This window comes from Methylobacterium sp. XJLW (genome assembly GCF_003254375.1).
Lineage (GTDB): Bacteria > Pseudomonadota > Alphaproteobacteria > Rhizobiales > Beijerinckiaceae > Methylobacterium > Methylobacterium fujisawaense.
This window is the reverse complement of sequence record NZ_CP016429.1, coordinates 4,161,997-4,188,031: the sequence shown is the minus strand read 5'-3', so window position 1 is coordinate 4,188,031 and position 26,035 is coordinate 4,161,997. Positions and strand designations below refer to the sequence as shown.

19 protein-coding genes and 1 other RNA gene are annotated in these 26,035 nt (G+C 70.9%); 2 read left to right on the top strand and 18 right to left on the bottom strand.

Annotated features, from left to right (window positions below; all coding sequences use genetic code 11):
- Nucleotides 1-338 precede the first annotated feature (338 nt).
- The 9 genes from ftsZ to A3862_RS19360 form a co-directional block, all read right to left on the bottom strand.
- A complete protein-coding gene (gene ftsZ / locus A3862_RS19400) occupies nucleotides 339-2,111 on the bottom strand; it encodes a cell division protein FtsZ (protein ID WP_043757589.1) in 1,773 nt (590 codons plus the stop codon).
- A gap of 93 nt (nucleotides 2,112-2,204) precedes the next feature.
- The gene (ftsA, locus tag A3862_RS19395; RefSeq protein ID WP_043384227.1) at nucleotides 2,205-3,527 is read right to left on the bottom strand and encodes a cell division protein FtsA; all 1,323 of its coding nucleotides are present in this window, start codon (nucleotides 3,525-3,527) and stop codon (nucleotides 2,205-2,207) included.
- A 52-nt stretch (nucleotides 3,528-3,579) separates the two neighbouring features.
- On the bottom strand, nucleotides 3,580-4,533 hold the full coding sequence (locus A3862_RS19390; protein ID WP_043757591.1) for a cell division protein FtsQ/DivIB: 954 nt from the start codon (nucleotides 4,531-4,533) through the stop codon (nucleotides 3,580-3,582).
- A complete protein-coding gene (locus A3862_RS19385) occupies nucleotides 4,500-5,423 on the bottom strand; it encodes a D-alanine--D-alanine ligase (protein WP_043356331.1) in 924 nt (307 codons plus the stop codon). The genes A3862_RS19390 and A3862_RS19385 overlap by 34 nt, the downstream gene beginning before the upstream one ends.
- A 111-nt stretch (nucleotides 5,424-5,534) precedes the next feature.
- A complete protein-coding gene (gene murB, locus A3862_RS19380; RefSeq protein WP_043757593.1) occupies nucleotides 5,535-6,461 on the bottom strand; it encodes a UDP-N-acetylmuramate dehydrogenase in 927 nt (308 codons plus the stop codon).
- A complete protein-coding gene (locus tag A3862_RS19375) occupies nucleotides 6,458-6,991 on the bottom strand; it encodes a DUF559 domain-containing protein (protein WP_111473899.1) in 534 nt (177 codons plus the stop codon). Before A3862_RS19375 ends, murB begins: the two co-directional genes overlap by 4 nt.
- 4 nt (nucleotides 6,992-6,995) lie before the next feature.
- Nucleotides 6,996-8,402: a UDP-N-acetylmuramate--L-alanine ligase gene (murC, locus tag A3862_RS19370; RefSeq protein ID WP_043356325.1), complete on the bottom strand. Its 1,407-nt coding sequence runs from the start codon at nucleotides 8,400-8,402 to the stop codon at nucleotides 6,996-6,998.
- Nucleotides 8,403-8,451: 49 nt separating this feature from the next.
- The gene (gene murG, locus A3862_RS19365) at nucleotides 8,452-9,561 is read right to left on the bottom strand and encodes an undecaprenyldiphospho-muramoylpentapeptide beta-N-acetylglucosaminyltransferase (RefSeq protein WP_043757595.1); all 1,110 of its coding nucleotides are present in this window, start codon (nucleotides 9,559-9,561) and stop codon (nucleotides 8,452-8,454) included.
- Nucleotides 9,558-10,724, bottom strand: coding sequence for an FtsW/RodA/SpoVE family cell cycle protein (locus A3862_RS19360; protein ID WP_043356321.1), 1,167 nt, complete (start codon nucleotides 10,722-10,724; stop codon nucleotides 9,558-9,560). Before A3862_RS19360 ends, murG begins: the two co-directional genes overlap by 4 nt.
- A 263-nt stretch (nucleotides 10,725-10,987) precedes the next feature.
- Between A3862_RS19360 and A3862_RS19355 the strand changes: the two genes are divergently transcribed.
- Nucleotides 10,988-12,463: a methyl-accepting chemotaxis protein gene (locus A3862_RS19355; protein WP_043384241.1), complete on the top strand. Its 1,476-nt coding sequence runs from the start codon at nucleotides 10,988-10,990 to the stop codon at nucleotides 12,461-12,463.
- Between the two features lie 13 nt (nucleotides 12,464-12,476).
- Here the strand turns inward: A3862_RS19355 and murD are convergent, their stop codons facing one another.
- The 9 genes from murD to A3862_RS19310 all read right to left on the bottom strand — a co-directional run bounded on the left by murD (nucleotide 12,477) and on the right by A3862_RS19310 (nucleotide 22,833).
- On the bottom strand, nucleotides 12,477-13,841 hold the full coding sequence (gene murD, locus A3862_RS19350; protein WP_043384245.1) for a UDP-N-acetylmuramoyl-L-alanine--D-glutamate ligase: 1,365 nt from the start codon (nucleotides 13,839-13,841) through the stop codon (nucleotides 12,477-12,479).
- A 201-nt stretch (nucleotides 13,842-14,042) separates the two neighbouring features.
- Nucleotides 14,043-15,128, bottom strand: a complete 1,086-nt coding sequence (mraY, locus tag A3862_RS19345) for a phospho-N-acetylmuramoyl-pentapeptide-transferase (protein WP_043356717.1) — start codon at nucleotides 15,126-15,128, stop codon at nucleotides 14,043-14,045.
- A gap of 77 nt (nucleotides 15,129-15,205) precedes the next feature.
- On the bottom strand, nucleotides 15,206-16,654 hold the full coding sequence (locus A3862_RS19340; protein WP_043757598.1) for a UDP-N-acetylmuramoylalanyl-D-glutamyl-2,6-diaminopimelate--D-alanyl-D-alanine ligase: 1,449 nt from the start codon (nucleotides 16,652-16,654) through the stop codon (nucleotides 15,206-15,208).
- 20 nt (nucleotides 16,655-16,674) lie between these two features.
- A complete protein-coding gene (locus A3862_RS19335) occupies nucleotides 16,675-18,132 on the bottom strand; it encodes a UDP-N-acetylmuramoyl-L-alanyl-D-glutamate--2,6-diaminopimelate ligase (protein ID WP_043757600.1) in 1,458 nt (485 codons plus the stop codon).
- 10 nt (nucleotides 18,133-18,142) lie between these two features.
- Nucleotides 18,143-19,984, bottom strand: coding sequence for a peptidoglycan D,D-transpeptidase FtsI family protein (locus A3862_RS19330; RefSeq protein ID WP_420845385.1), 1,842 nt, complete (start codon nucleotides 19,982-19,984; stop codon nucleotides 18,143-18,145).
- 54 nt (nucleotides 19,985-20,038) lie between these two features.
- Nucleotides 20,039-20,452, bottom strand: a complete 414-nt coding sequence (gene ftsL / locus A3862_RS19325) for a cell division protein FtsL (RefSeq protein ID WP_043384256.1) — start codon at nucleotides 20,450-20,452, stop codon at nucleotides 20,039-20,041.
- Entirely contained in the window at nucleotides 20,449-21,441 is a 993-nt protein-coding gene (rsmH, locus tag A3862_RS19320) for a 16S rRNA (cytosine(1402)-N(4))-methyltransferase RsmH (protein ID WP_043757603.1), read from the bottom strand. Before rsmH ends, ftsL begins: the two co-directional genes overlap by 4 nt.
- Nucleotides 21,442-21,940: 499 nt before the next feature.
- Nucleotides 21,941-22,339, bottom strand: an RNA gene (rnpB, locus tag A3862_RS19315) — RNase P RNA component class A.
- A 53-nt stretch (nucleotides 22,340-22,392) separates the two neighbouring features.
- Nucleotides 22,393-22,833 carry a VOC family protein gene (locus A3862_RS19310; protein ID WP_043757605.1) on the bottom strand — a complete coding sequence of 147 codons (441 nt, stop codon included), beginning with the start codon at nucleotides 22,831-22,833 and terminating at the stop codon, nucleotides 22,393-22,395.
- A 399-nt stretch (nucleotides 22,834-23,232) separates the two neighbouring features.
- Between A3862_RS19310 and pepN the strand changes: the two genes are divergently transcribed.
- The gene (gene pepN / locus A3862_RS19305; protein ID WP_043757608.1) at nucleotides 23,233-25,854 is read left to right on the top strand and encodes an aminopeptidase N; all 2,622 of its coding nucleotides are present in this window, start codon (nucleotides 23,233-23,235) and stop codon (nucleotides 25,852-25,854) included.
- Nucleotides 25,855-26,035: the final 181 nt, after the last annotated feature.

Below are 26,035 nucleotides of genomic sequence, written 5' to 3'. Positions count from 1 at the left end.
AGGTTGTGTCCCGATGCGTGTCGTCTCGATCACATGGTTTCTATAGCTGCACCGCACAGGGCAGCCAAATCACGGATTCTTACGGTCTGTTACAGACACGCTTACCGGCTCGTTGCCGCAAAACGCTGGTCCACCAAAGGCTTAAAGCTTGGTTAACGCATGGCTAACCCGCGGCCGTTCTGTGGCGCGGATGCACCACGGTCCCGGCCTCGCGAGACGCCGCATGCCCACGCGATGGGGCCTGTTTCAGGCTGTAACAACCACGAGTTGCTTTGTTGCAGCGCGAAGGGGCCGGCGGTTTCCCGCCGGCCCCCTGCCGTGTCCGAGATCTCGGCCTGTCAGTTCGCCTGACGGCGCAGGAAGGCGGGGATCTCGAGCTGATCGTCGTCCATCATCCGGGGCTGCGCGGAGACCCGGCCCTGCGCGTCGAGGTTGCCCTGGGCCGGGCGGTATTGCGGCACCGCGGGCGCGGCCGGGGCACGGGGGGCCGGCGGCACGTGGGACTGGGCCATGTGCGGTTGGGCCATGTGCGGCTGGGCCATGTGCGGCTGGGCCAAATGCGGCTGCGGGGCGGCGGGAGAGGCCGGCCGGGCCGCCGGGGCGCCCTCCATGTCCTCGCGGCGGCCGCCGAAGCCCACGGTGGCGAGCCGGCGCAGCAGCGAGGTCCGCTTGGATTCCGGAGCGGCCTCCTCGGCCGCGCGGTTCGCCATGATCTGGGTCTGGGCGATCGGCGGCAGCTCGTGGATCTGCGGCATGCGCGGAGCGCGGGCGAGCGGCGTGCCCGTCGGGGCGGCGGGACGCGGCGGCACGAACGGGCCAGCCTCGATGGCCGGTGCCGGCTCGGCCCGCTGCGGTGCGGGAGCCGGGACGAACGGTGCCGCGGCGCGCGCCTGGGCCGGGGCGAGCACGACGTCGTCGCGGGTCACCGGCGCGGCGCTCTCCATGCGGCTCTCGATCCGCGGCTCGGCCCGCATCTCCGTGCTGGGCTGCGGCACGGGGGCCGGCGCGGCCGACTCGGTGCGGATGCTCGGCACCGGCGAGGCGGCGCGAGAGCGGGCCTCGGCGCGCAGGCGCTCGGCAACCTCGGCGATGCGCTGCTCGGTCTCGGCGATGGCCGGGTTGTTGGGCGAGTTCGCCGAGATCAGCAGCGGCTCGATGCCGGTGGCGACCACCGACACGCGGATGATGCCGTCGAGGCTCTCGTCGAAGGTGGCGCCCAGGATGATGTTGGCGTCCTGGTCGACTTCCTCGCGGATGCGGGTCGCGGCCTCGTCGAGCTCGTACAGGGTTAGGTCCGAGCCGCCCGTGATCGAGATCAGCAGGCCGCGGGCCCCCTTCATGGAGACGTCGTCGAGGAGCGGATTGGCGATGGCCGCCTCGGCGGCGCGGTTGGCGCGCTTCTCGCCGGAGGCCTCGCCGGTGCCCATCATGGCCTTGCCCATGCCCCGCATGATCGCGCGGACGTCGGCGAAGTCGAGGTTGATGAGGCCTTCCTTCACCATCAGGTCGGTGATGCAGGCGACGCCGGAGTAGAGCACCTGGTCGGCCATCGCGAAGGCGTCCGCGAAGGTGGTCTTCTCGTTGGCGACCCGGAACAGGTTCTGGTTCGGGATCACGATCAGGGTGTCGACCGCGGCCTGCAGCTCCTGGATGCCGGATTCGGCGGTGCGCATGCGGCGCATGCCCTCGAACTGGAACGGCTTCGTCACGACGCCGACCGTCAGGATGCCCATGTCGCGGGCCGCACGGGCGATGACCGGAGCGGCGCCGGTGCCGGTGCCGCCGCCCATGCCGGCGGTGATGAAGCACATGTGGGCGCCCGAGAGCTGGTCACGGATCTCGTCGATCACCTCGTCGGCGGCGGCCGAGCCGACCTCCGGGTGCGAGCCGGCCCCGAGGCCCTGCGTCACGCCCAGGCCCATCTGGATCACCCGCTCGGCCTTCGAGGAGGTGAGCGCCTGGGCGTCCGTGTTGGCCACGACGAATTCGCAGCCGAGCAGGCCCGACTCGATCATGTTGTTGACGGCGTTGCCGCCGGCGCCGCCGACGCCGAAGACGGTGATGCGGGGCTTGAGTTCCCGGATGTCCGGCGCCTGGAGGGTGATGGCCATGGTGTCGAGCCTCTCGCTAACTGTGCTTTCCGTGCGACGCCTGGGCGCCGGATACTCTTCGATCCGCCCGTCCGCGGGGGCGGATGCGAAACCCTAGAAGCTGTCCCGGAGCCAGCGGCCGACCCGGTTCAGGTAGTTGTCGGTTCCGGTCGCCGCGAAGGCGCCGTGCCCCCGCGGCTCGAAATGCTCGGCATGCGCCACCTGCGGGTAGACCAGCAGGCCGACCGCCGCCGAGAAGGCCGGGCCCTTTGCGGCTTCCGGCAGACCCCGGATCCCGAGGGGCCGTCCGATTCGCACCTGACCCTGGAGGACGCGGCGGGCGACCTCCGGCAGGCCGACGAGCTGGCTGGCGCCGCCGGTGAGAACCACACGCCGTCCGGCCTGGGCCGCGAAGCCCGCGTCCCGCAGGCGGTCGCGGACCAGCTCGACCACCTCCTCGACCCGCGGCTTGATGATCCGCACGAGCTGCGAGCGCGGGATGTGGGCCGGGGCCTCGCCCTCGTCCTCGCCGACCCCGTGCACCGCGATCATGTCGCGGTCGTCGGAAGGCGTGGACAGGGCCGAGCCGTAGAGGGTCTTCAGCCGTTCGGCCGCGGCCATCCGGGTGGAGAGGCCGCGGGCGATGTCCATGGTGACGTGGTGCCCGCCCACCGCCAGGGCGTCCACGTGGACGAGGTGCCCGCCGGAGAACACGCCGACGCTGGTGGTGCCGCCGCCCATGTCGACGACGCAGACGCCCATCTCGGCCTCGTCGTCCACGAGCGCGGAGAGTCCGGCCGCGTAGGGCGTGGCGATCACCGCCTCGACGCCGAGGTGGCAATGCTCCACCGCCAGCATGACGTTGCGGGCGGCGGCCAGCTCGCTGGTGACCACGTGCAGGTCGACGCTGAGCGCCTCGCCGATCATGCCCGACGGGTCGATGACGGCGCCCTGCCCGTCCAGGGCGTAGCCGGTGGGCAGGGCGTGCAGCACGGCCCGGCCGGGGCTGACGCCGTGGGCGCTCGCGGTCTCGAGCACCCGCTCGACGTCGCTGCCCGTGACGGTGCCGGAGCGGACGTTCACCCGCGCCTGGAAATGCTGAGAGGCGAGCCGGCCGCCCGACATGTTGACGATGACCGACTGGACCTCGACCTTGGCCATCCGCTCGGCGGCGTGGACCGCCTGACGGATCGCGCCCTCGGCGGCGGCGAGGTCGACGATGGCGCCGCCCTTCAGGCCGAGCGAGCGCTGGTGGCCGATGCCGATGATGCGCGCGAGGTGGGTGCGCCCGCGCAGCGTGGTGAGCGCCTCGGCGGGCTGCAGCTCGGCGATGAGGCAGACCACCTTGCTCGTGCCGATATCGAGCACCGAGAGGGTGGTCGAGCGCCGGGCGGAGAGCGGCTTCAAGCGCGGCGTGAGGCCGTGTTGGCTGTGCATTGACGCTACCGGACGCGGGAGGCGGGACGGGCGGAGATCGACAGGAAGGGCATCAGCTGGCCGCGCCCTTCTTCTTCGCCTTCTGGGCTTCCGCACGGGCGGCGGCGGCCTCCTCGGTCAGGCGCACCACGAGGCGGTCCGGCATGCGCAGGTCCACCGCGATGATGTCCTTCTCAAGCAGGCCGGCCTCGCGCTCGAACCGGACGAGGCGGGCGAGCGCCGCGGCCGGGTCGGCCTCGGGCAGGCGCACGTCGATGCCGTCGAACTTGAGGGTCCAGCGCCGACCGGACACGTAGGTGCCGGCCTTGATCCGCTCGGCGAGCGGACCGGCGGCGGCGATGAGGGCGAGATATTCCGGAAGCTTGGTGTTGGCGTCGTCGCCGACCACCAGGGGGAGGCTGGCATAGCGGTCGTCCCGCATGGCGTCGATGACGGTGCCGTCGGCGGCGATCACGCTGATCTCGCCGTTCTTCTGCCAGAGGGCCGCGGGCTCGCGCTCCACCTGGGTGATGGCGATCTCGTTGGGATAGATCTTCCGGACGGAGGCCTGGGCGATCAGCGGCACGCGCAGCAGCCGCTCGCGGACCTCGTTGACGTCGAGGAAGGGAACCGAGGAGCGCCAGTCGATGCCGGCGGCGGCCAGCACCTCGCGCTCGTACATCCGGGAGATGCCCGAGATGGTGACGCGCTCGACGCCGAAGCCCGCGACGCGCGCGGCGATGTCGAGGGGACGGCCCTGCTCCGCCACGAAGGCGTCGTAGCGGCCGCTCGCCACGAAACCGGCGAGCGCCATGGCGGCGGCGGACACGGAGACCGCCACCACGCCGACGCCGCGCGGCAGGCGCTCGCTCAGGCGCTGACCCGAGCGGGCCCGGCGGACCGAGAGCGACCGAGGCGAGACGCGGCCGGCGAGCCGGCCCAGGATCGCGCCAGCGAGGCGCGCGGGACCGATCCGGCCGGCGGCGTCGCCGCTCAGCGATTCAGGGAAGCGTCCTCCACCATCCATCGGACGAGCTCACCGAAACTCAGGCCCGCATGGGCCGCCATCTCCGGCACAAGGCTCGTCTGGGTCATGCCGGGTTGCGTGTTGACCTCCAGCACGACGAGCAGACCGGTTCCACCCGGTGTGTCGTCGTAGCGAAGGTCGGCACGGCTGACGCCCCGACAGCCCAGTGCTTGATGCGCCGTTAACGACAGTTCTTGGACACGCTGGTAAACATTTGGTTTAAGTTCGGCCGGGAGCACGTGCACCGACCCCCCCGGGGCGTATTTAGCGTCGTAGTCGTACCAATCCCCCGTCGCGGCCTTCACCTCGATCACGCCGAGGGCCCTGTCGCCCATCACCCCGCAGGTGAGCTCGCGGCCGGCTATGTAAGGTTCTACAAGGACTTGCTCGCCGAACGTCCACTCCTCGGAGGCGAGGATCTGGGGCGGGTGCGAGCGCCCGTCGCGCACGATGATCACACCCACCGAGGAGCCCTCGGCGATGGGTTTCACCACATAGGGTGGCGGCAGGGGGTGTGTCCTGGCGGCCTCACGACGGTTAACGATCCGGCCTTCCGGCACGTCGACGCCGGCCGCGCGCATGACGGTCTTGGCCTGCTCCTTGTTCATCGCGAGCGCCGAGGCGAGGACGCCGGAATGGGTGTAGGGGATCCTGAGGATCTCCAGGAGACCCTGGATCGTGCCGTCCTCCCCGTCCGGGCCGTGCAGCGCATTGAAGGCCACGTCCGGCTTGAGCGCCGTCAGCACGGAGGCGATATCGGGACCGACATCAACCCGGGTGACCCGGTAGCCCTCGCCTTCGAGGGCGTCGGCGCAGGCCTTGCCGGAACTGAGCGAGACTTCGCGCTCGGCGGAGGTGCCGCCCAGCAGGACGGCGACGTGCTTGGACATCAGGGCACCTCGAATAGGTCGGCTTCAAACAGACTCTGCAGGGACCGGACGGTCACCGGTGGCAGACGAGCACCGTATCCCGGCCGCATCGGCGAGGCGGGAACACCGCGCTCACCGGGGAGCGGCCGCCGCGCCGATCCGCCGGATCTCCCAGCGCAGCTCGACGCCGCTCGTCTCGCGCACCCGGCGACGGACTTCCTCGCCGAGTCCCTCGATATCGGCGGCGGTCGCCTGGCCGGTGTTGATCAGGAAATTGCAGTGCATCTCGCTGACCTGGGCGCCGCCCCGGGTCAGGCCCCGGCAACCGGCGGCGTCGACGAGCTGCCACGCCTTGCCGCCCTCGGGATTGGCGAAGGTCGAGCCGCCGGTGCGCTCGCGGATCGGCTGGGCGGCTTCGCGGGCGGCCGTGACCCGCTCCATCTCCGCCTCGATGGCGGCCCGGTCGCCGGGCTTGCCCCGGAACAGGGCGCTCGTGAAGATGACGTCCTCCGGGGCATCCGAATGCCGGTAGGAGAAGCCCATGTCGGCGTGGCTGAAGGTGCGCAATGCCCCCCGGCGGTCGATTCCGCGCGCTTCCACCAGCACGTCGGTGGTCTCGCCGCCATGCGCGCCGGCATTCATGCGCAGCGCGCCGCCGATCGAGCCCGGGATGCCGCGGTAGAAGGCGAGCCCGTCGAGACCGGCCTCGGCGGCCGCCTTGGCGAGGCGCATGTCGGGAACCGCGGTGCCCACGGCCAGCGTGTCGCCGTCGATCGCGATGCTGCCGAACGCCTTGCCGCCGAGCCGGACCACCACGCCCGGCACCCCGCCGTCGCGGACGATCAGGTTCGAGCCGAGACCGATGACCGTGACCGGCACGTCGGGGTCCAGGGTGGCGAGGAGGCGCGCGAGATCCTCCTCGTCGGCCGGGGTGAACAGGACCTCGGCGGGGCCGCCGACCCGGAACCAGGTGAGGTCGGCCAGCGGCTGGTCGGCGAGCAGGCGCCCGCGAAGATCGGGCGCGGCGGCGCGGATACGGTCGTGGAGGGATGCGGTCATCTTTGGATCTCCCCGCTCCCCGCCTGCGGGGAGAGGGATGCGACGACCGTGTCGTCGCATCGGGGCGGCAGCCGAGGGTGAGGGGGCGGCTCCAGCTGTGGCTTGACTGAAGCCGCCCCCTCACCTTCGCCCTTCGGGCGTTCCGTGCCGACGACGGGGTCGTCGTGACCCTCTCGCGGCAAGCGGTGAGAGGGGGGCGGCACGGACAAGATCGTGTCTCGGACGCCGGCGACGGTGTTCACGATCCCGACGTTCCAGAACCCCAGGACGCGAGAGCCCTGTGCGGTCAGCCACGGGGCCCGAACGCCATGGTCGCTGTCCGCGTGGTGGTCGCCAGTCCGCTCGCCAATCAGGCGTGACGTTCGGGAGTCGAACTCCGCGACAGAGCGCCTGATCGATTCCTGCCGGACGACCTCGGCCCCGCCGAGACGCCGGTCCCGCAAGCGACACCGGAGGCGGCGCTCGGCCTCGGTCTGTGATCCGCGCAGGCATCGCCGGAAACGGGCCGGTTCCGGATCGGCCCCGCGCATCCCCTTACCGTCCCCGCGCGGCCAATTCGCCCGGCAGCGCGTAGGCCCATTGGGTGATCGTACCGGCCCCGAGGCACACCACGTAGTCGCCCGGCTTGGCGAGCTCCGCGATGATCCCCGAAAGTTCCTCAGGCCGCTCCAGCGCCCGGGCGTCGCGGTGGCCGCGGGAGCGCAGGCCCGCCACGAGGCTGTCGCGGTCGAAGCCCTCGATCGGCGTCTCGCCGGCCGCGTAGACCGGCGCCACGATCACCGTGTCGGCATCGTTGAAGCAGGTGCAGAAATCGTCGAAGAGCGATTGCAGCCGGGTATAGCGGTGTGGCTGCACCACGGCGATCACGCCGTGCTCGGTCGAGGCGCGCGCGGCCTTGAGCACCGCCTTGATCTCCACCGGATGGTGTCCGTAATCGTCGAAGATCGTCGCGCCGTTCCACTCGCCGGTGCGGGTGAAGCGCCGCTTGACGCCGCCGAAGCCGGCGAGCGCCTGGCGGATCGCGTCGGGCTTCACGCCGAGCTCGTGCGCCACGGCGAGCGCCGCGGTGGCGTTGAGCGCGTTGTGCTTGCCCGGCATCGGCAGGACCAGGTCCTCCATCTCCATCCGGTAGCCGGGGCGGCGGTCGCGGATCATCACCCGGAAGCGGCTCTGGCCGCCGCGCAGGTCCACGTCGATCAGGCGCACGTCCGCCTGCGGGTTCTCGCCGTAGGTGATGATCCGCCGGTCCTCGATATGGCCGACGAGATCCTGCACCACCGGATGGTCGATGCACATCACCGCGAAGCCGTAGAACGGGATGTTGTCGATGAACCGCCGGAACGCGTCCTTCACGGCATCGAACGAGCCGAAATGATCGAGATGCTCGGGGTCGATGTTGGTGACGATGGCGACGTCCGCCGGCAGCTTCAGGAAGGTGCCGTCGGACTCGTCGGCCTCCACCACCATCCAGTCGCCCTCGCCCATGCGGGCATTGGTGCCGAAGGCGTTGATGATGCCGCCGTTGATCACCGTCGGGTCGAGGTTGCCGGCCAGCAGCAGCGTCGCGACCAGCGACGTGGTCGTGGTCTTGCCGTGCGTGCCTGCGATGGCCACGCAGGACTTGAAGCGCATCAGCTCCGCCAGCATCTCGGCCCGGCGCACCACCGGCAGACGGCGCTCCCGGGCGGCTTGCAGCTCGGGATTGTCGCGCTGGATCGCCGTGGAGACGACGACCAGGGCCGCCTCCTCGACGTTCTGGGCGTCGTGGCCCACGAAGGTGCGCATGCCCTTCTCGGCGAGACGGCGGACATTGGTGTTGTCCGAGGCGTCCGACCCCTGCACCGTGTAGCCGAGGTTGTGCATCACCTCGGCGATGCCGGACATGCCGATACCGCCGATGCCGATGAAGTGGATGGGTCCGAGCTTGTCGGGCAGCTTCATGGGTCGAACCGTCTGGTGTCGGGATCGCCGGTGCGGAATCCCGGGAGGATCAGGTGCGGGCGGCCGTCTCGACGACGACCTCGGCCAGCCTCTCGGCGGCGTCATGGATGCCCGCGCTTCTGGCCGCATCGGCCGCTGCGGTCAATTTTGCCGGCGTCTCGAAGCAGGCCGTGAGGTCCGCGGCGAGGCGCTCGGGCGTGAAATCCGACTGTTTCACCGCCAGCGCCGCGCCGATCGCGTCGAGGGTCGCGGCGTTGGCAGCCTGGTCCTGATCCAGCGAGCCGGGCAGCGGGACCAGGATCGCCGGGCGGCCGATCGCCGCCAGTTCGGAGACCGTCGAGGCGCCCGAGCGCGAGACCACGAGGTGGCTCGCGGCCATGCGGGCCGGCAGGTCCTTGAAGAACGGCGCCGCCTCGATCCCCGCAAGCCCCATGGCGAGGTAGCGGTTCTGCACCGCCGTCAGGTCCTCGGGCCGGACCTGCTGGACGAGGTGCAGCCGGGCGCGCAGCGCGGCGGGCAGACGGGCGATCGCCTCGGGCACGACCTCGCCCATGACCCGGGCGCCCTGGCTGCCGCCGAAGACCAGGAGCCGCAGGGCGTCATCCGGACCGAAGGGGGGATACGGGATCTTCGCCGCCTCGATCACCGCCGGGCGAAGCGGGTTGCCGGTGTGGATCCGCGGGGCTTTGGCCTTCTCGGGCACGCCGCGCACGTCCTTGAAGCCGGTGGCGATGGTGCGGGCGCCCCGCGCCAGGAAGGCGTTGGCCCGGCCCATCACGGCATTCTGCTCGTGCAGGATCGTCGGCACGCGCAGGATCTGGCCGGCCAGCACCGGCGGGACGGTCGGATAGCCCCCGAAGCCCACGATGGCGGCCGGGTTGATCCGTCGGATCTCCTTCGCGGCCACGCCGAAGCCGCGGCCGAGCGTCAGCACGGCGCCGGCCCGCTTCAGCGGCGAGCGGCCGGACGGCGTCGCCGAGGCGATGGTGACGACCTCGGAGGCCGGGAACTCGGACGCGATGGCATCGACCCGGGCGTCGGTGGCGAGGGCCACCCGGATGCCGCGGGCGCGCAGCGCGTGGGCGAGGCTCTCGGCCGGGAAAAGGTGTCCGCCGGTGCCGCCCGCGCAGAGCAGGATCGTGGGGGTGAAGACCGTCACCGCATCACTCCGGCGACGGTGGCGGGCGCGGTGCCGGGGGGCTTCTGGCTGAGCATCACGGTGCGGGGACGCTTGCGGGTCAGGGCGACGAGGAAGCCGGTGCCGAGCGCCAGCGAGATCAGCGAGGAGCCGCCGTAGGAGACGAAGGGCAGCGTCATACCCTTGGCGGGCATCAGCTGGGTGTTCACCGCCATATTGATGCAGGCCTGGAGGCCGAACAGCGTGGTCAGGCCGGTGATCGCTAGCCGCGAGAAGGTGTCGTCGGTGCGGCGGGCGAGCTTGAGGCCGCGCAGGACGATGAAGGCGAACAGGGCCACGAGGCACAGGCAGACGATCACGCCGAACTCCTCGCCGGTGACCGAGAAGATGAAGTCGGTATGCGCGTCGGGCAGGTGGCGCTTGGCCACGCCCTCCCCCGGTCCGGTGCCGAACCAGCCGCCCGAGCGGAAGGATTCCCGCGACCAGAAATCCTGGAAGCCGCCGCCGGAATCCCGGTCGAGGAACTTGTTGAAGCGCTCACGCACGTGATGGAAGAACAGATAGGCAGCGAACACGCCTCCGAGGCCCAGCACGCCGAGGACGGCCACCCAGATCAGGTGGAGGCCGGCCACGAAGAACAGCGCGCACCACACCATGGTAATCAGCATGGTCTGGCCGAAATCGGGCTGGAGCAGCAGCGGCACGATGGTGATCGGCAGCAGCAGCAGGGCGAGGATCCCGCCCGGCATGTCGCGGCGCTGGGCGCCTTCCGAGAAGGCCCAGGCGGCGACGACCACGAAGGCGGGCTTCACGAACTCCGAGGGCTGCAGGCCGAAGGAGCCGAACTGGATCCAGCGGTGCGCGCCCTTGATCTCGGGCCCGAACTTGCCGGCGAGCAGGCACAGGACGACGCCGCAGACCCAGGTGACCAGCGCGAGCCGCCGGATGCCGCGCAGCGACAGGAACGACACCGCGCAGATCAGCAGGATGGTCGGCGCGAGGTACATCGCCTGCCGGTTGAGGAAGTAGAAGGTCGGGAGGCCGATGCGTTCGGCCACCGGGGGGCCGCCGCCCATCAGGAAGACCAGACCCGCGATCATCAGCGCGAACAGGGCCGCGAGCAGACCGCGGTCCACGGTCCACCACCAGTCCGTCAGGGGCGTGCGTTCCGCGCGTGACATCATGCCGGGCAACGACTCCAGGCCGCGCGGATGCCGATCCGCGCGGGTCGGGCCTGATCCTGTGCAGGAATGGTAAACGGAGCCTTATGGTCGCCGCGTGGGCTTTCGGCCGCCGCGAAACCGGCCTGCGGTGGAGTGCTGTATTCGACCGGTTTTATACTGGTATAAAGACACCCTATGTTAATCTTCCCATTGCAACTTTCAGGTGTACCCCCGGCGGGTCGAGGCGCGCTGCGCCTGGCCCGCCCAGAGGAAGCCGACGCGCCATGTTTTCTGCCCTGAACGTCCGTGAAGCGCATGCCAAGCTCGCGGCCCTCGACCGGGTTCAGGGCGTGATCGAGTTCGATCTGGCCGGGCGGATCCTCTCGGCGAACCGCAATTTCCTCGACGTCGTCGGGTACACGCTGCCCGAGATCGTCGGGCAGCACCACAGCCTGTTCATGGATCCGGCCCAGCGGGACGCGCCGGACTACCGGGCCTTCTGGGAACGCCTTCGGTCCGGCGCATTCGAATCCGGTCAATTTCAGCGGGTCGGCCGCGGCGGCCGGCCGATCTGGATCCAGGCCTCGTACAATCCGATGCTCGACGTCCGCGGCCGCCCCTACAAGGTGGTGAAGTTCGCCACCGACATCACGCAGCAGCGGACCGAGGAGGCCGACCGCGCCGGCCAGATCGCCGCGATCGACAAGGTGCAGGCGGTCATCGCCTTCGATCTCGACGGCACGGTGACGGCGGTCAACGACAATTTCCTGACCGCGATGGGCTACACCCGCGACGAGGTGATCGGGCAGCATCACAGCCTGTTCGTGGACCCCGCCCACCGCGAGAGCGAGGGGTACCGGGCCTTCTGGGCGGCCCTGCGGAACGGAACCTATCAGGCCGCCCAGTTCCGGCGGATCGGCAAGGACGGCCGCGAGGTCTGGATCCAGGCCTCCTACAACCCGATCCTCGATGCCGCCGGACGCCCCTACAAGGTGGTGAAGTTCGCCACCGACATCAGCGATCAGGTCCGGCTGCTCGCCAATCTCCGGACGCTCATCGACCAGAATTTCGGCGAGATCGAGCAGGCGGTGACGCATTCGACGAAGGCGGCCGCGCTGGCCTCGTCGGCGGCGGATTCCACCGCCGGCAACGTCCAGACCGTCGCGGCCGCGGCCGAGGAACTCGCGGCGTCGGTGGCGGAGATGTCCCAGAGCATCGTGCGCTCCCAGGGCGCCACCGACACCGCCTATGCCTGCGTCCAGGACGCGGATGGCCACACCAAGCGCCTCGCCGAGACCGCCACCGCGATGACCGGCATCGTCGGCCTGATCCGGGATATCGCCGGCCAGATCAACCTGCTGGCGCTGAACGCCACCATCGAGGCCGCCCGGGCGGGGGCGGCGGGCCGCGGCTTCGCGGTCGTGGCCTCGGAGGTGAAGGCGCTGGCCGATCAGGCGGCGCGCGCCACCGGCCAGATCAACGGCGAGATCGCCAGCGTGCAGCGCGTCTCGCAGGAGGTCGTGCAGGCGCTCAGTTCGATCGGATCCTCGGTCTCGGTGATGCGCGAGACCGTGGTGGCCACCGCGGCCGCCATCGAGGAGCAGAGCACCGTGACCCGGGACCTCGCCGAGAACATGCAGAGCGCCGCGGGCGCCGTCACGGCCATCACCGGCAATATCGGGGCGATCGTCCAGTCGGTGGCCAACGTCTCGCAGGCGGTCGGCACCACCCGCGACGCCGCCAAGGTTCTCGCGCGCTGAGAGCGGCGCACCCTCAGGGCAGCGCCTGGACCAGCTCGCGGAAGCGGTTGCCGCGGATCTCGAAGTTCCGGAACTGGTCGTAGGACGCGCAGGCCGGCGACAGCAGCACCACCGGCTCCGGCGCGCCCGAGGCGGCGGCGTTCTCGGCAGCCTTCGGGACGGCGTTCTCGAGCGTCTCGCAGCGGGTGTAGGGCACTGCGCCCTCCAGGGTCGCCGCGAAGGCATCCGAGGCGGCGCCAATCAGGTAGGCGTGGGCGACCCGCTCGAAATACGGCACCAGCGGGAAGATGCCGCCCTCCTTGGCCTTGCCGCCGAGGATCCAGTGGATGTCCCGGAAGGCGGTGAGCGCCTTCTCGGTGGAATCGGCGTTGGTCGCCTTGGAATCGTTGACGAACAGGACGTGGCCGCGCCGTCCCACCTCCTCCATCCGGTGCGGCAGGCCCGGAAAGGACGTCAGACCCGCCTGGATCTGCTCCGGCGACAGGCCGAGGGCCCGCGCCACCGCCACCGCAACGCCTGCATTCTGCCAGTTATGTGCCCCCCGGAGGGAGCCGATCCCATTGACGTCCGCGAGCGCCGTGCCGTCGACGTCGCGGACGATCCCCTCGCGCACCGTCAGCGCGTCGGTGCACAGCACGTCGCCGTGGGGCACGTGGACGCGCACGAGGTCGGCGCCGCGCCGGTCGGCGATCGCCCGGCTCGGCGCGTCGTCGATGCCGACCACCGCGAGGCCGGCGCCCTGGATCAGGCGCTCCTTGATGGCCGCGTACTGCTCCATGGTGCCGTGGCGGTCGAGATGGTCGGGGGTGATATTCATCAGCACGCCGACGCTCGGGTCGAGGCTCGGCGTCAGGTCGATCTGGAACGACGACATCTCGATCACGTGGACGCGGTCCGCCGCGGGGGGCTCCAGCGACAGGATCGCGGTGCCGATATTGCCGCCCATCTGAACGTCGCGGCCCGCCTGGGCGAGGACATGGGCGATCAGCGCCGTGGTGGTCGACTTGCCGTTGGTCCCGGTGATCGCCACGAACGGCGCCCCCGCCGCCTGGGCCCGCCGCTCCCGGCAGAACAGCTCGATGTCGCCGATGATCGCGACGCCCGCGTCCCGGGCGAGCCTGACGCTCCAGTGCGGCTCGGGATGGGTCAGCGGCACGCCCGGGCTGAGCACGAGGGCGGCGAAGCCGGACCAGTCGGCCTCGCGCAGGTCCCGCGTCTCGATCCCGGCCTCCCGCGCCCGCGCGAGGCTGTCGGCATTGTCGTCCCAGGCCTGCACCCCCGCGCCGCCGGCCTTCAACGCCAGGGCCGTGGCAAGTCCGGAGCCGCCGAGTCCGAACAGGGCGACGGTCTTTTCCTGGAAGACGGTGACGGGGGTCATGCGGAACTCTGGATGCGGCAGCCGAACCCGGCCGATCCCGCCCGCCGTCTCATCCCGTCGTGCCGGCGCGCGGCGGAGGTCTCGAAGGGCTCCAGGGATCGCGTGGCCGGCTGGAGGGCTCCTTCGAGGCTGCTGCGCAGCACCTCAGGATGAGGGCGAGCGTGGGATCGCCCACTTTCATCGCCCCTCTAGCACAGTTTTTCAGCGCAGCTTCAGCGTCGCCAGACCGGCCATCGCCAGGATCACCGCGATGATCCAGAAGCGGATCACCACCTGCGGCTCCTTCCAGCCCTTTTGCTCGAAATGGTGGTGGATCGGCGCCATGCGGAAGACGCGCTTGCCCGTGAGCTTGAACGAGGCAACCTGGATGATCACCGACATCATCTCCAGGACAAACAGCCCGCCGACGATGGCCAGGACGATCTCGTGCTTCGTCGCCACCGCGATGGAGCCCAGCAGGCCGCCCAGCGCCAGGGAGCCGGTGTCACCCATGAAGATCTGGGCCGGCGGCGCGTTGAACCAGAGGAAGCCGAGACCGGCACCGATCACCGCGCCGCAGACCACGGCCAGTTCGCCCGTGTCGCGGACGTAGTTCACCTGCAGATAGCTGGCGGTGAACGAGTTGCCGACGAGATAGGCGATGAACCCGAAGGTGCCGCAGGCGATCATCACCGGCACGATCGCCAGGCCATCGAGGCCGTCGGTCATGTTCACGGAATTGCCTGCTCCGACGATCACGAAGGCGCCGAACAGCGGGTAGAACCAGCCGAGATTGAGGAGGGCGTCCTTGAACACCGGGAAGGCGAGCTGGTTCTGGAGGGCGGCGGGGGAATAGACCGCGACGGTGAAGCAGGCCGCCATGGCGATCACGGCCTCCAGGGCGAGGCGGAACTTGCCCGAGAACCCCTTGTGCGACTGCTTCGTGACCTTGAGGTAATCGTCGTAGAAGCCGATCGCACCGAAGCCGAGCGTGACGGTCAGCGTCACCCAGACATAGTGGTTGCGCGGGTTGGCCCAGAGCAGGATCGCCACGACGGCGCCGGCCAGGATCATCAGGCCGCCCATGGTCGGCGTGCCGCGCTTGGTCAGCAGATGGGTCTGCGGCCCGTCCTCGCGGATCGGCTGACCCTTGCCCTGGCGGATCCGCAGCAGCGAGATGATCCAGGGGCCGAACCAGAACACGAACAGGCCCGCGGTGAACAGCGCGCCGCCGGTGCGGAAGGTGATGTAGCGGAACACGTTGAGCGGCGTGAAGGCGCTGCTCAGGTCCGAGAGAAGGTACAGCATCCGGGCGCTCGGCCCCCTTGTTCAGGCTCAGGTTTCGGGGAGCGGCGCCGGCTGCGCCGAACGCGCGGACGTGCCGGTCACGGGACGGCCTGGGTCCGCCGGGTCGGATCGACCGCGTAGCGGGCTTTCAGCGCCTCGACAATCCGGCCCATGCGGCTGCCGTTCGATCCCTTTACCATGACGACGTCGCCGGATCTGAGATTCCGGGCGAGCGGCTCGAGCAGGTCGGCGGCGGTGTCGGTCACGGCGCCGCGGCGGCTCACCGGCAGGGCCTCGAACAGGTGGCGCATCAGCGGACCGGCCGTGAAGACGAGGTCGATCCGTGCCGCCTCGATCGCCTCCGCGAGGCCGCGGTGCAGGTCGGGCGCGGCGGCGCCGAGTTCCAGCATGTCGCCCAGCACCGCGATCCGGCGTCCGCGGGGTCCGGTCTCGATCCCGGCGAGCGTCGCCAGCGCCGCGCGGACCGCGACGGGGTTGGCGTTGTAGCTCTCGTCCACGAGGTAGGCGGTGCCGCCACCGATCTCGAGGGCGGTGCGCTCGCCGCGGCCCGCCGGCGGCGTCAGGCTGCCCAGAGACAGGGCGGCGCGGGCGAGGTCGGCCCCGAGGCTGTGGACCACCGCCATGACGCCGAGCGAGTTCAGCGCCGCGTGCCGTCCGGCCGTGCCGAGCTTGTAGGTGACGGGCTGGCCCATCACCGCCGCGTCGATCACCGACAGGTCGGGGCGGAGCACGATCTTCAGGGCGCGCACGTCGGAATCCGGGTGCTCGCCGAAGGTGACGACCCGTCCCGCCCGGGAGGCCTGCGCGTGGGCCGCGAGCCGGTCGAAATGCGGGACGTCGCGGTTGACGATCGCCACGCCGCCGGGCTGGAGCCCGGAGAAGATCTCGCCCTTGGCGTCCGCGATGGCGGCGAGCGAGGCGAAGTGTTCGATATGGGCGGGCGCGATGGTGGTGATGAGCGCGATGTCGGGGCGGACCTGGGCGGTCAGCGGCACGATCTCGCCGCCGTGGTTCATGCCGATCTCGAACACGCCGTAGCGCGTGGAGCGCGGCATCCGCGCCAGGGTCAGGGGCACGCCCCAATGATTGTTGTAGGAGGCCGCCGAGGCGTGGGTCTCCCCCTGCTCGGCCAGGACGTGGCGCAGCGCCTCCTTGGTCCCGGTCTTGCCGACCGAGCCGGTGACGGCCACGACCTGCGCGCCTGTCCGGGCGCGGGCGGCGGCGCCGAGACGCACCATCGCGGTGAGTACCGGGTCGGCGCCCGCTTCGGGCACCGCCAGGACGGGACCGTGGGACGCGAGGTCCCCGAGGCGGGACGCGCTCACCACCGCGGCGCCGGCCCCGCGGCCCAGGGCGTCGGGAACGAAGTCGTGGCCGTCGCGTGCATCGCCGCGGATCGCGAAGAACAGGTCGCCGGGCTGGAGCGTGCGGGTGTCGATCGAGGCGCCGCCGATGGCGCGCGCGGGGCCGATCAGTCGGCCGCCCGTCGCGGATTCCAGCTCCTCCCGCGTCCAGAGTGCGGTCATCGTCGATTCCCCCGTCGTCCTCAGGCCGCCGCGGCAATCGCGGCACGCAGGACCGCATGGTCCGAGAACGGCAGCGTGCGATCCCCCACGATCTGGCCGGTTTCATGGCCCTTGCCGGCCACGACCAGGACATCGCCCGGTCCGAGCCGGCCGACGGCGCCGTGAATCGCCTCGGAGCGGTCGCCGATCTCCTCTGCGCCCGGAGCGGCGTCCAGGATCGCCCGGCGGATGGTGGCGGGATCCTCGGTGCGCGGGTTGTCGTCCGTGACGATGACGACGTCGGCGAGCCGCTTCGCGATGGCGCCCATCAGCGGCCGCTTGCCCCGGTCGCGGTCGCCGCCGCAGCCGAAGACCACGATCAGCCGGCCCGACGCGAACGGGCGGAGCGCGGCGAGCACGCTCTCCAGGGCCTCCGGCTTGTGGGCGTAGTCGACGAGGCAGAGCCCGCCCCGCGCCTCGCCGATCCGCTCCATGCGGCCGGGGACGCCGGTGAGATGGTCGAGCGCGGCGAAGACGCCGTCGGGATCGGCGGCGCCCGCCGGTGTGGCGAGGGCGAGGCCGGCCGCCACCAGGGCGTTCTCCACCTGGAATTCGCCGACGAGCGGCAGGCGCAGATCCCGGGCCCGGCCGGCGAACAGGACCCGGGCGGCCTGCGCGAACCCCTCGGTCCGGACGGATTCGACGTGCAGATCCCGGCCGCCCCGCCCGACCGTGCGGACCGGACGCCCTGCGCCTTCGGCCGCGGCGATCACCCGCTCGGCATAGGCGCCGTCGGCATTGACGATGGCCGGGCAGCCCGGCGGCAGCAGGTCTGTGAACAGGCGCAGCTTGGCCGCGAGGTACTCCTCGATGCTCGCGTGGTAGTCGAGATGGTCCCGCCCGAGATTGGTGAAGCCCGCCGCGTCGAGGCGCACGCCGTCGAGCCGGCGCTGCTCGATCCCGTGGGAGGAGGCCTCCATGGCGAGGTCGGTGACGCCCTCGGCGGCGAGACGCGCCAGCGTCCGGTGCAGCGTCACCGGGTCCGGGGTGGTCAGGGAGCCGTACTGCGCGCCGCGGTTCGTGACGATTCCGACGGTGCCGAGGCTCGCGGCGTCGCGGCCGAGGCGGGCCAGGATCTGGCGCACGAAGTCGGCCACCGAACTCTTGCCGGCGGTGCCGGTGACGGCCACCACGGTCCCGGGCTGCGCGCCGGCGAGGCGGGCCGCGGCGAGAGCGAGCGACCGGCGCGCGTCGGCGACCGGGATCCAGGCGACCGCGTCCGGCAGGTCGGCGGGGCGGGGCCCCTCCCCGGCCACCGCGGCGGCGCCGCGCTGGGCGGCCTGCGCGGCGAAGCGCCGGCCATCGGCCTTCGTGCCCGGCACCGCCACGAACACCGTGCCGGTGGCGACCTGCCGGCTGTCGGCCGTGAGGTCCGATACGGTCAGGTCCGCGGCCGGGCCGGTGGCCTCGGGGAAGAGGTCGGCGAGCCGCGCACTCATGAATCCACCCTCATGGGCCGCCGAGCTGGTTGACGTGGTAGGCGTTGAGCTTGACCATCTGCGGGAACGGCCTCACCGGCGGCTCGAATTGCGGCGGCAGGCCGAGGATCGGCGCCACGCGCTCGATCACCTTGCCGGTGACCACGCCGGAATTCCAGGCCGCGGTGGCATAGCCGCCGGATTCCGGCAGGCCCTGCGGCTCGTCCATGATCGTGACGAACAGGTACTTCGGGTCGTTCATCGGCGCCGCCGCCATGAAGGTCGTGAACAGGCGGTTGTGAATGTAGCGTCCGCCGATCACCTTCTCGGCCGTGCCGGTCTTGCCGCCGACGAAGTAGTACGGGACCGCGGCCTTCTTGGCCGAGCCCTCGGAGGCGTTGAGCCGCATGATGTAGCGCATCGCCTCGGAGGTCTGGCCCGACAGGACGTGGGTGGATCGCGCCTTGTCGTCGGGGTTCGCCTTGAGGAAGGTCGGGGTGATCAGGTCGCCGCCGTTGGCGATGGCCGCCACCGCCGCCGCCGCCTGGATCGGCGCCACCGCGATGCCGTGGCCGAACGCGATGGTGATGGTGTTGATCTCGGTCCAGCGGGACGGAACGATCGGCGCCGCGCTCTCGGGCAGCTCGGTCCGCAGCCGGTCGAGCAGGCCCATCTTCTTCAGGAAAGCCTTGTGACCGGGCACGCCGACGCCGAGCGCCATCTTGGCGGAGCCGATGTTGGAGGAGTGGGTGAACACCTCCGGCATGGTGATGACGCGGTTGGTGCCGTGGTACTCGTGGATCTTCTGGCGGCCCCAGTTCAGCACGCCGCCCCGGGTGTCGAAGGTCGAGTTGACGTTGTACTTTCCGGAATCGAGCGCCATGGCGAGCGTCATCGCCTTGAAGGTCGAGCCCATCTCGTAGACGCCGACATTCATGCGGTTGATGCGATCCGGCGAGAGCGCATCCTTGGGATCGTTCGGGTCGAAATCGGGCATGGACACGAGCGCGATGACCTCGCCGGTCTTCACGTCGAGGATCATGGAGGCGCCGGCCTTGGCCTTGAAGTGGTCGATGCCCCAGGCCAGCTCGTCGCGGACGGCGAACTGCGCGCGCAGGTCGATCGACAGCTGCACCGGCTTCAGGTCCGCCTGCTTGTTGATCAGCCCGAAGCTGTTGAGGGCCTGCAGGCCGGTGGAGTCGATGTACTTCTCCATGCCGGCGATGCCGATGCCGTCGAGGTTCGTCGCGCCCAGGATGTGGGCGGCCGCGACGCCGTTCGGGTAGACGCGCTTGTGGTCGGGCAGGAAGCCGATGCCCGGGATGCCGAGCCGGTGGACCTCGGCCTGCTGCTTCGGGGTCAGCTCGCGCTTCACCCAGACGAAGCCGGCGCCCTTCTTGTCCTTGCGCTGGGTGAGCTTGGCGCGCAGCTCGGAGGCGTTGAGTTCCGGCAGGACCGCGGTGAGGAGTTCCACCGCCTCGTCCTTGTCGTAGATGTTCCCGGGTTCGGCGAAGACCGAGACCGTGCGGATGTCGGTGGCCAGGATCTCGCCGTTCCGGTCGATGATGTCGGGCCGGAAGGCGGTCGAGGATGCGGCCGCGACCCGGTGCTCCTGGCTGGGCGGATCCCCGAAGATCGCCATCATCAGGAGCTTGGCGGAGATCGTCCCGAACACGCCCACGAAGACCAGGCCGACCAGGGCGACGCGCATGTGCGAGCGCTCGATGGCCAGCCGGAACATGCTCCGCAGGAGCAGCTTTGCGCGCTCCGACGGCGGCACCGGCTCGCGCGCCTCCTCCTCGACAGGGCGCGGCGCGCCCGCGGCATGCGCCAGCGCGGCAGCCTCGAGAAGCGCGGCCTCGTGGTCCGACACGGCGGGCTCGACCGTCGGCTCTAGGGTCTGGGCGGCGTCATCGGACACGGGGGATTACCTCGAAGCCGTCGGCGGGGTGCGGGTCGTGGTGACGGTGCGGGTGATCGCGCCGGTCGTTCGCGGCTCGATCGTGCCCTTGTCTTTGGGGGTCGCCGTGGCGGCGAGCAGGCGGCCGATCTCGTCTCCGCGCTCCTGTCGGGCGGGCAGGTCCGAGAGGCGCGCCAAGTGGCTGGTGCCGATCGGCTCCAGAGCCAGATGTTTGTCGACGGCCGCCTGGAGGCGGTCGGGCCGGGTCAGAAGCTGCCACTCGGCACGCAGCACGGCGATCGCCTGCCGTTCCTTGTGCAGGGCCGTCTGGAGCTTGGAGACCTGACCGCCCTGGTAGAGCGTGTCGTACTTGATCGAGTAGGCGTAGATCGCCGAGGCGACGAGGCCGGCCACCGCCAGCAGGTTCAGCAGGCGGATCATCGGCGATGGCCTCCGCGGGCCGCATCCGGCAGGCTCGCCAGGGCGGTCAGGGCCGCCAGCGGTTCGGGAATGTCGGATTCGGTACGCTCCGCAGCCCGCAGCTTGGCGGACCGGGCGCGCGGGTTGCGGGCGGTCTCGGCCTCGCCCGGCAGGACCGGGCCCTTGGTGACGAGACGGAAGCTGCGGACGGTCTCGACCGGGGCTCCCGGGAGATGGCGAGAGCCCTGCGCGGAGCGGCCGCTCCGCGCGGCGAAGAACTGCTTGACGATCCGGTCCTCGAGCGAATGGAACGTCACGACGGCGAGCCGGCCGCCCGGCCTGAGCACGCGCTCGGCGGCGTGCAGCGCCCGCACCAATTCGCCGAGTTCGTCGTTCACGGCGATGCGCAGGCCCTGGAACGTCCGCGTCGCCGGGTGAATGTGGCTGCCGGGCTCGACGCGCACGACGCTGGCGACCAGCTCCGCGAGCTGCGCCGTGGTCTCGATCCGGCCGCGGCGGCGCGCCTCGAAGATGGTCCGTGCCACCGCGCGCGAGCGACGCTCCTCGCCGTAATGATAGAGGATGTCGGCGAGCACGGTCTCGTCGGCCTCGTTCACGAGGTCCGCGGCGCTCGGCCCGTCGCAGCCCATGCGCATGTCGAGGGGCCCGTCGCTCCGGAACGAGAAGCCCCGTTCCGGCACGTCGAGCTGCATCGAGGAGACGCCGATATCGAGGACCACCCGGTCGACCTGCGCGAGACCCGTCTCCGCCAGGAGGGTGTCGAGCGCGCCGAAGCGGCCGGGCAGGAGGCGCAGGCGCCCCCCGGATTCCGCGACGAGCGCCTGCCCGGCTGCGATCGCCGTGGGGTCCCGATCGATCGCGACGACCTGCAGGTCCGGATCCGCCGCCAGGAGGGCGCGGGTATAGCCGCCGGCACCGAACGTGCCGTCGACCGCGATCCCGCCCGCGGTGCCGAGCGCCTCGACGACTTCATCGAGGAGGACCGGCACGTGCGGTTCCGACGGCGCGACGGCGCCGCTGTGGCGGGGCGAGCTCTCGGGAGAAGGACGGCGCCGGCTCACGGGCGCCTCGCCGACGGGGCGCGACGCGGGTTGCGAGAACCGGCGGAGGATCGGCGCGGTCCGGAGATCCGGACGCGGAAGCGGCTCGTGCGTCTCATGGTGCCCTGTGCCGGGCCGCGCGAGCGCGGCGCGCGTGACGGGAACGGCACCGGATGCGGAGCGCGCAAAACGCCGCGCACGGACGGGACCTGCAGGAAGGCAGGTTGCGCCCGGCGATCCGATACACGCCGTTGACGGGAGGATGCCGGGTATCATGGGCCTCGGAGGATCGTCAACGCACAAGCTTGGCGCTGCCGCGCCGAACGATCTGAACCCGGCAAGGTTAACCGAAGGTTTTTTCCGCACCGGAATCTTCGGCGCGGCGTGCTGCGGCGCGGGCGCGGCGCCGGGCCGATAAGGCGTTGAGGACGCAGGGCTTATCGGGATGTGGATCAGCCGGCCTATAAGCCGGGTTCTGTAGGGCCGGAGCGCTCGCGCGCGCCGACGTGGCGGCCATTCCTCTGGGACGGTCGTTGCCGACCGCCTCGAGCAACCAACCCGGGCGACTGGCCTGGAGAGCCGGCCTGCCCTTCTCGCGAAGGGCGCGCCGCCCCTATTCGGTCTTGCTCCCGGTGGGGTTTGCCGTGCCGTCCGCGTTGCCGCGTCCGCGGTGCGCTCTTACCGCACCCTTTCACCCTGACCCCGGACGGATCCGGGGCGGTCTGCTTTCTGTGGCACTGTCCCTGGGGTCGCCCCCGCCGGATGTTATCCGGCACCGTCTCTCCATGGAGCCCGGACTTTCCTCCCCGGACACTCGCGCGTCCGGAGCGGCCGCCCGGCCGGCTGATCCGCGGGCAGATGCGCCCGCGGGGCCGTCCGGGTCAAGGGAGTCGACCCGCGCTACCAGGTGCCGGTGTTCTCCATGGACGTCCACGGCTCCTGCGGCGCCTTGGCGCCGCCCTTCTGGAGGATCTCGATGGAGATGCCGTCCGGCGACTTCACGAAGGCCATGTAGCCGTCGCGCGGCGGGCGGTTGATGGTCACGCCCTTCTCCTGCAGCCGCGCGCAGAAGGCGTAGATGTCGTCCACCTGATAGGCGAGATGGCCGAAGTTGCGCCCGCCCGAGTAGGTTTCCGGATCCCAATTGTAGGTCAGCTCGATGAGCGGGGATCGTGTGGCCGTGGCCCGCTCGACGTCGCCGGGGGCGGCCAGGAACACGAGGGTGAAGCGCCCCTTCTCGTTCTCGACGCGGCGGACCTCCTTCAGGCCGAACGTGTTGACGTAGAAGGCGAGGGCCCGGTCGAGGTCGGCGACCCGGACCATGGTGTGCAGGTATTCCATCGGACCTATCCTGTGGCTGGTCGGAGGTGGATCGTGCGTCCTGTTCGGGACGCGCGTCCCGCCTCCGGCTGATCGCCACCGCTAGCTAGCGGCCGGCCCGGCGGTGAGAAGGCCGCGCGCGCCGGACGGGCCATAAATCGACCCTGGCGCTCCTGCGTCCCGTGACGATCCGGCGTCCGGCGCGAGGGAGGCTACCGCCAAAAGACGACCGCGGACGCGTCCGTTGCCGCGGCCGGCCGCCAGCGCCGGGCGATGCGGCGCGGTGATCGGATCGGTTTGACGCGCGAAGGCTGTCCCGACGGCGCGCTGTCTCTCCGGGGCCGTTTCGGCAGCTCCGATCGTTGCGCCGCGCGCGCCGAGGGACCAGAACGGGCCCATCCCGCACCCGGAGTGAGCCGAATGCGCACCGAGACGCCGCCGCTGATCCGCCTCGAGGAATACCGGCCCAGCGACTACCTGATCGATCGGGTCGACCTCGACATCCGTCTCGACCCGCACGCGACCCGCATCGACGCGACCTTGACGCTGCGGCCGAACCCGGCCGGTGTGCCGGCGGCTCCGCTCACCCTCGACGGCGACGATCTCCGGCTGGTCTCGGCCGAACTCGACGGGGCGCCGCTGGCGCCCGACGTCTACGCGGCGACGCCGTCCGGCTTCATCCTCCGCGATCCGCCTCCGCGGCCCTTCGCGCTGCGCCTCGTTACGGAGGTGGATCCGACCGCCAACACCAAGCTGATGGGGCTCTACCGCTCGAACGGGGTCTACTGCACCCAGTGCGAGGCGGACGGCTTCCGGCGGATCACCTACTTCCTCGATCGTCCCGACGTGCTGGCGGTCTACACCACGCGCATCGAGGCCGACCGGACCGAGGCGCCCGTCCTGCTCGGCAACGGCAATCCCGTCGAGGCCGGCGATGCCGGGCCCGGCCGCCATTACGCCCTCTGGCACGATCCGCACCCCAAGCCCGCCTACCTGTTCGCCCTCGTGGGCGGCCGGCTCGGGAAGGTCGAGACCCCCTTCACCACGATGGAGGGCCGCACCGTCAGCTGCGCGGTCTACGTCGAGCCCGGCAAGGAGGACCGGGCGGGCTACGCCCTGGACGCCGTCATCCGCTCCATGGCCTGGGACGAGACGGCCTTCGGCCGCGCCTACGACCTCGACGTGTTCAACGTCGTCGCGGTGTCCGACTTCAACATGGGCGCCATGGAGAACAAGGGCCTCAACATCTTCAACGACAAGTACGTGCTGGCCAGCCCCGAGACCGCCACCGATGGCGATTACGCCGCCATCGAGGCGATCATTGCCCACGAGTACTTCCACAACTGGTCCGGCAACCGCGTCACCTGCCGGGACTGGTTCCAGCTCTGCCTGAAGGAGGGTCTCACGGTCTTCCGCGACCAGGAATTCTCCTCCGACATGCGCTCCAGGCCGGTGCATCGCATCGCCGAGGTGCGCTCGCTGCGGGCGCGTCAGTTCCCCGAGGATGCCGGGCCGCTGCGGCATCCGGTGCGGCCGCGGGCCTATGCCGAGATCAACAACTTCTACACGGCGACCGTCTACGACAAGGGCGCCGAGATCGTCCGGATGCTGCGGACCCTGATCGGTCCCGAGGCCTTCCGGGCCGGCATGGACCGCTACTTCGCCGACAACGACGGGCGCGCCGCCACCGTGGAGGATTTCCTCGCGGCCTTCGCGGCCGTGACGGGGCGCGACCTCGATGCGTTCGCCCGCTGGTACGAGCGCCCCGGTACGCCCCGCCTCGCCGTCACGGCCGCCTACGATCCGGCCGCCGCGCGTTACACCCTCCAACTCGCTCAGAGCCTGCCCGGCACCGCCGACTCCGACGAGACACCCCTGGTCATCCCCGTGGCCCTCGGCCTCGTGGGGGCCACGGGGCCACTGACCGGCGCCACCTGCCCGGATGTGCGGGACGGTGTCTACGTGCTCGACCGCCCGGAGTCCGCGATCGTGTTCGACGCCGTCGCCGAGGAGCCGGTCCCGTCGCTCCTGCGCGACTTCTCCGCGCCGGTGAAGCTCGATCTCGGCCTGACGGATGCGCAGCGGATGCTGCTCCTGGCACAGGACAGCGACCCCTTCAATCGCTGGCAGGCCGCGCAGGACGTGGCGCTGCGGCTGATCCTCGACCCGGACGCCGACCGGACCGAGGCCTTCGCGGCGGCGCTCGGCCGCTTCCTCGACGGCGAGGCCCTGGCCGACCCGGCCTTCGCGGCGCTGGTCCTGGCGCTGCCGAGCGAAGGCGAGGCCGCCGACGCCGTCCCGGCCGAGGTCGATCCCGACGCCATCCACCGGGGGCGTTCCGATCTGCGGACCCGTCTCGGCCAGGTCCTGCGGCCGCGGCTCGAAGCGATCGACGCGGCGCTCGTGCCGGACGCGGGTGTCCCTTACAGCCCCGACGCCGCCTCGGCGGGGCGCCGGTCGCTCCGCAACGCTGCCCTCGACCTGATCGCCGCCGGGGATCCCCGGACCGGCGCGGCCCGCGCCGCCGAGCGGCTGGCCGAGGCGACCAACATGACCGACCGGCTCGCCGCCCTAGGCACCCTGGCGCTGATTCCGGGCGAGACCCGCGAGGTTGCCCTCGCGGAGTTCGCAACGCGCTACGCCGACGAACCCCTCGTTCTCGACAAGTGGTTTGCCATCCAGGCCCAGATCCCGGAACCCGGCACGCTCGACCGGATCGCCCGGCTCCAGGAGCACCCTGCCTTCACCATGACCAATCCGAACCGCGTCCGGGCGCTGATCGGAAGCTTCGCGTTCGGCAACCCGACCCAGTTCGCCCGGCCGGACGGGTCGGGCTTCGCCCGCGTGGCCGATACGGTCGCGGCGCTTGATTCGACCAACCCACAGGTTGCCGCGCGGCTCCTCACGGCCTTCGGATCATGGCGTCGGCTGGAAAAATCACGCGGCGCCAAAGCGGTCGAAATGCTGAATGGGATCAAGGCGATCCCCGGCCTTTCCCGGGACACGGCCGACATCCTCGCCCGCACCCTTGGAGACGGCTAAGCGTCTGAACCTGCGGTAGAAATTGATTCCCGGGCGGCCGCGCAACACCCGACGGGCGTCAAGTCGTTATGGTAAAAAACCCGTGGACAAACGGCCCCCCGAGGTGATTGTATTCACTCAGATTCGGGGGGCCTTCGGGGGCCGGGCGCCCGTACCGGATCGCTGTTCCCACGGGTGAGGT

Coding starts and splice junctions, on each gene's coding strand:
- ftsZ (WP_043757589.1), bottom strand. CDS start 2,111: ATGGCCATCACCCTCCAGGCGCCGGACATCCGGGAACTCAAGCCCCGC.
- ftsA (WP_043384227.1), bottom strand. CDS start 3,527: ATGCACAGCCAACACGGCCTCACGCCGCGCTTGAAGCCGCTCTCCGCC.
- A3862_RS19390 (WP_043757591.1), bottom strand. CDS start 4,533: ATGGATGGTGGAGGACGCTTCCCTGAATCGCTGAGCGGCGACGCCGCC.
- A3862_RS19385 (WP_043356331.1), bottom strand. CDS start 5,423: ATGTCCAAGCACGTCGCCGTCCTGCTGGGCGGCACCTCCGCCGAGCGC.
- murB (WP_043757593.1), bottom strand. CDS start 6,461: ATGACCGCATCCCTCCACGACCGTATCCGCGCCGCCGCGCCCGATCTT.
- A3862_RS19375 (WP_111473899.1), bottom strand. CDS start 6,991: ATGCGCGGGGCCGATCCGGAACCGGCCCGTTTCCGGCGATGCCTGCGC.
- murC (WP_043356325.1), bottom strand. CDS start 8,402: ATGAAGCTGCCCGACAAGCTCGGACCCATCCACTTCATCGGCATCGGC.
- A3862_RS19360 (WP_043356321.1), bottom strand. CDS start 10,724: ATGATGTCACGCGCGGAACGCACGCCCCTGACGGACTGGTGGTGGACC.
- A3862_RS19355 (WP_043384241.1), top strand. CDS start 10,988: ATGTTTTCTGCCCTGAACGTCCGTGAAGCGCATGCCAAGCTCGCGGCC.
- murD (WP_043384245.1), bottom strand. CDS start 13,841: ATGACCCCCGTCACCGTCTTCCAGGAAAAGACCGTCGCCCTGTTCGGA.
- mraY (WP_043356717.1), bottom strand. CDS start 15,128: ATGCTGTACCTTCTCTCGGACCTGAGCAGCGCCTTCACGCCGCTCAAC.
- A3862_RS19340 (WP_043757598.1), bottom strand. CDS start 16,654: ATGACCGCACTCTGGACGCGGGAGGAGCTGGAATCCGCGACGGGCGGC.
- A3862_RS19335 (WP_043757600.1), bottom strand. CDS start 18,132: ATGAGTGCGCGGCTCGCCGACCTCTTCCCCGAGGCCACCGGCCCGGCC.
- ftsL (WP_043384256.1), bottom strand. CDS start 20,452: ATGATCCGCCTGCTGAACCTGCTGGCGGTGGCCGGCCTCGTCGCCTCG.
- A3862_RS19310 (WP_043757605.1), bottom strand. CDS start 22,833: ATGGAATACCTGCACACCATGGTCCGGGTCGCCGACCTCGACCGGGCC.
- pepN (WP_043757608.1), top strand. CDS start 23,233: ATGCGCACCGAGACGCCGCCGCTGATCCGCCTCGAGGAATACCGGCCC.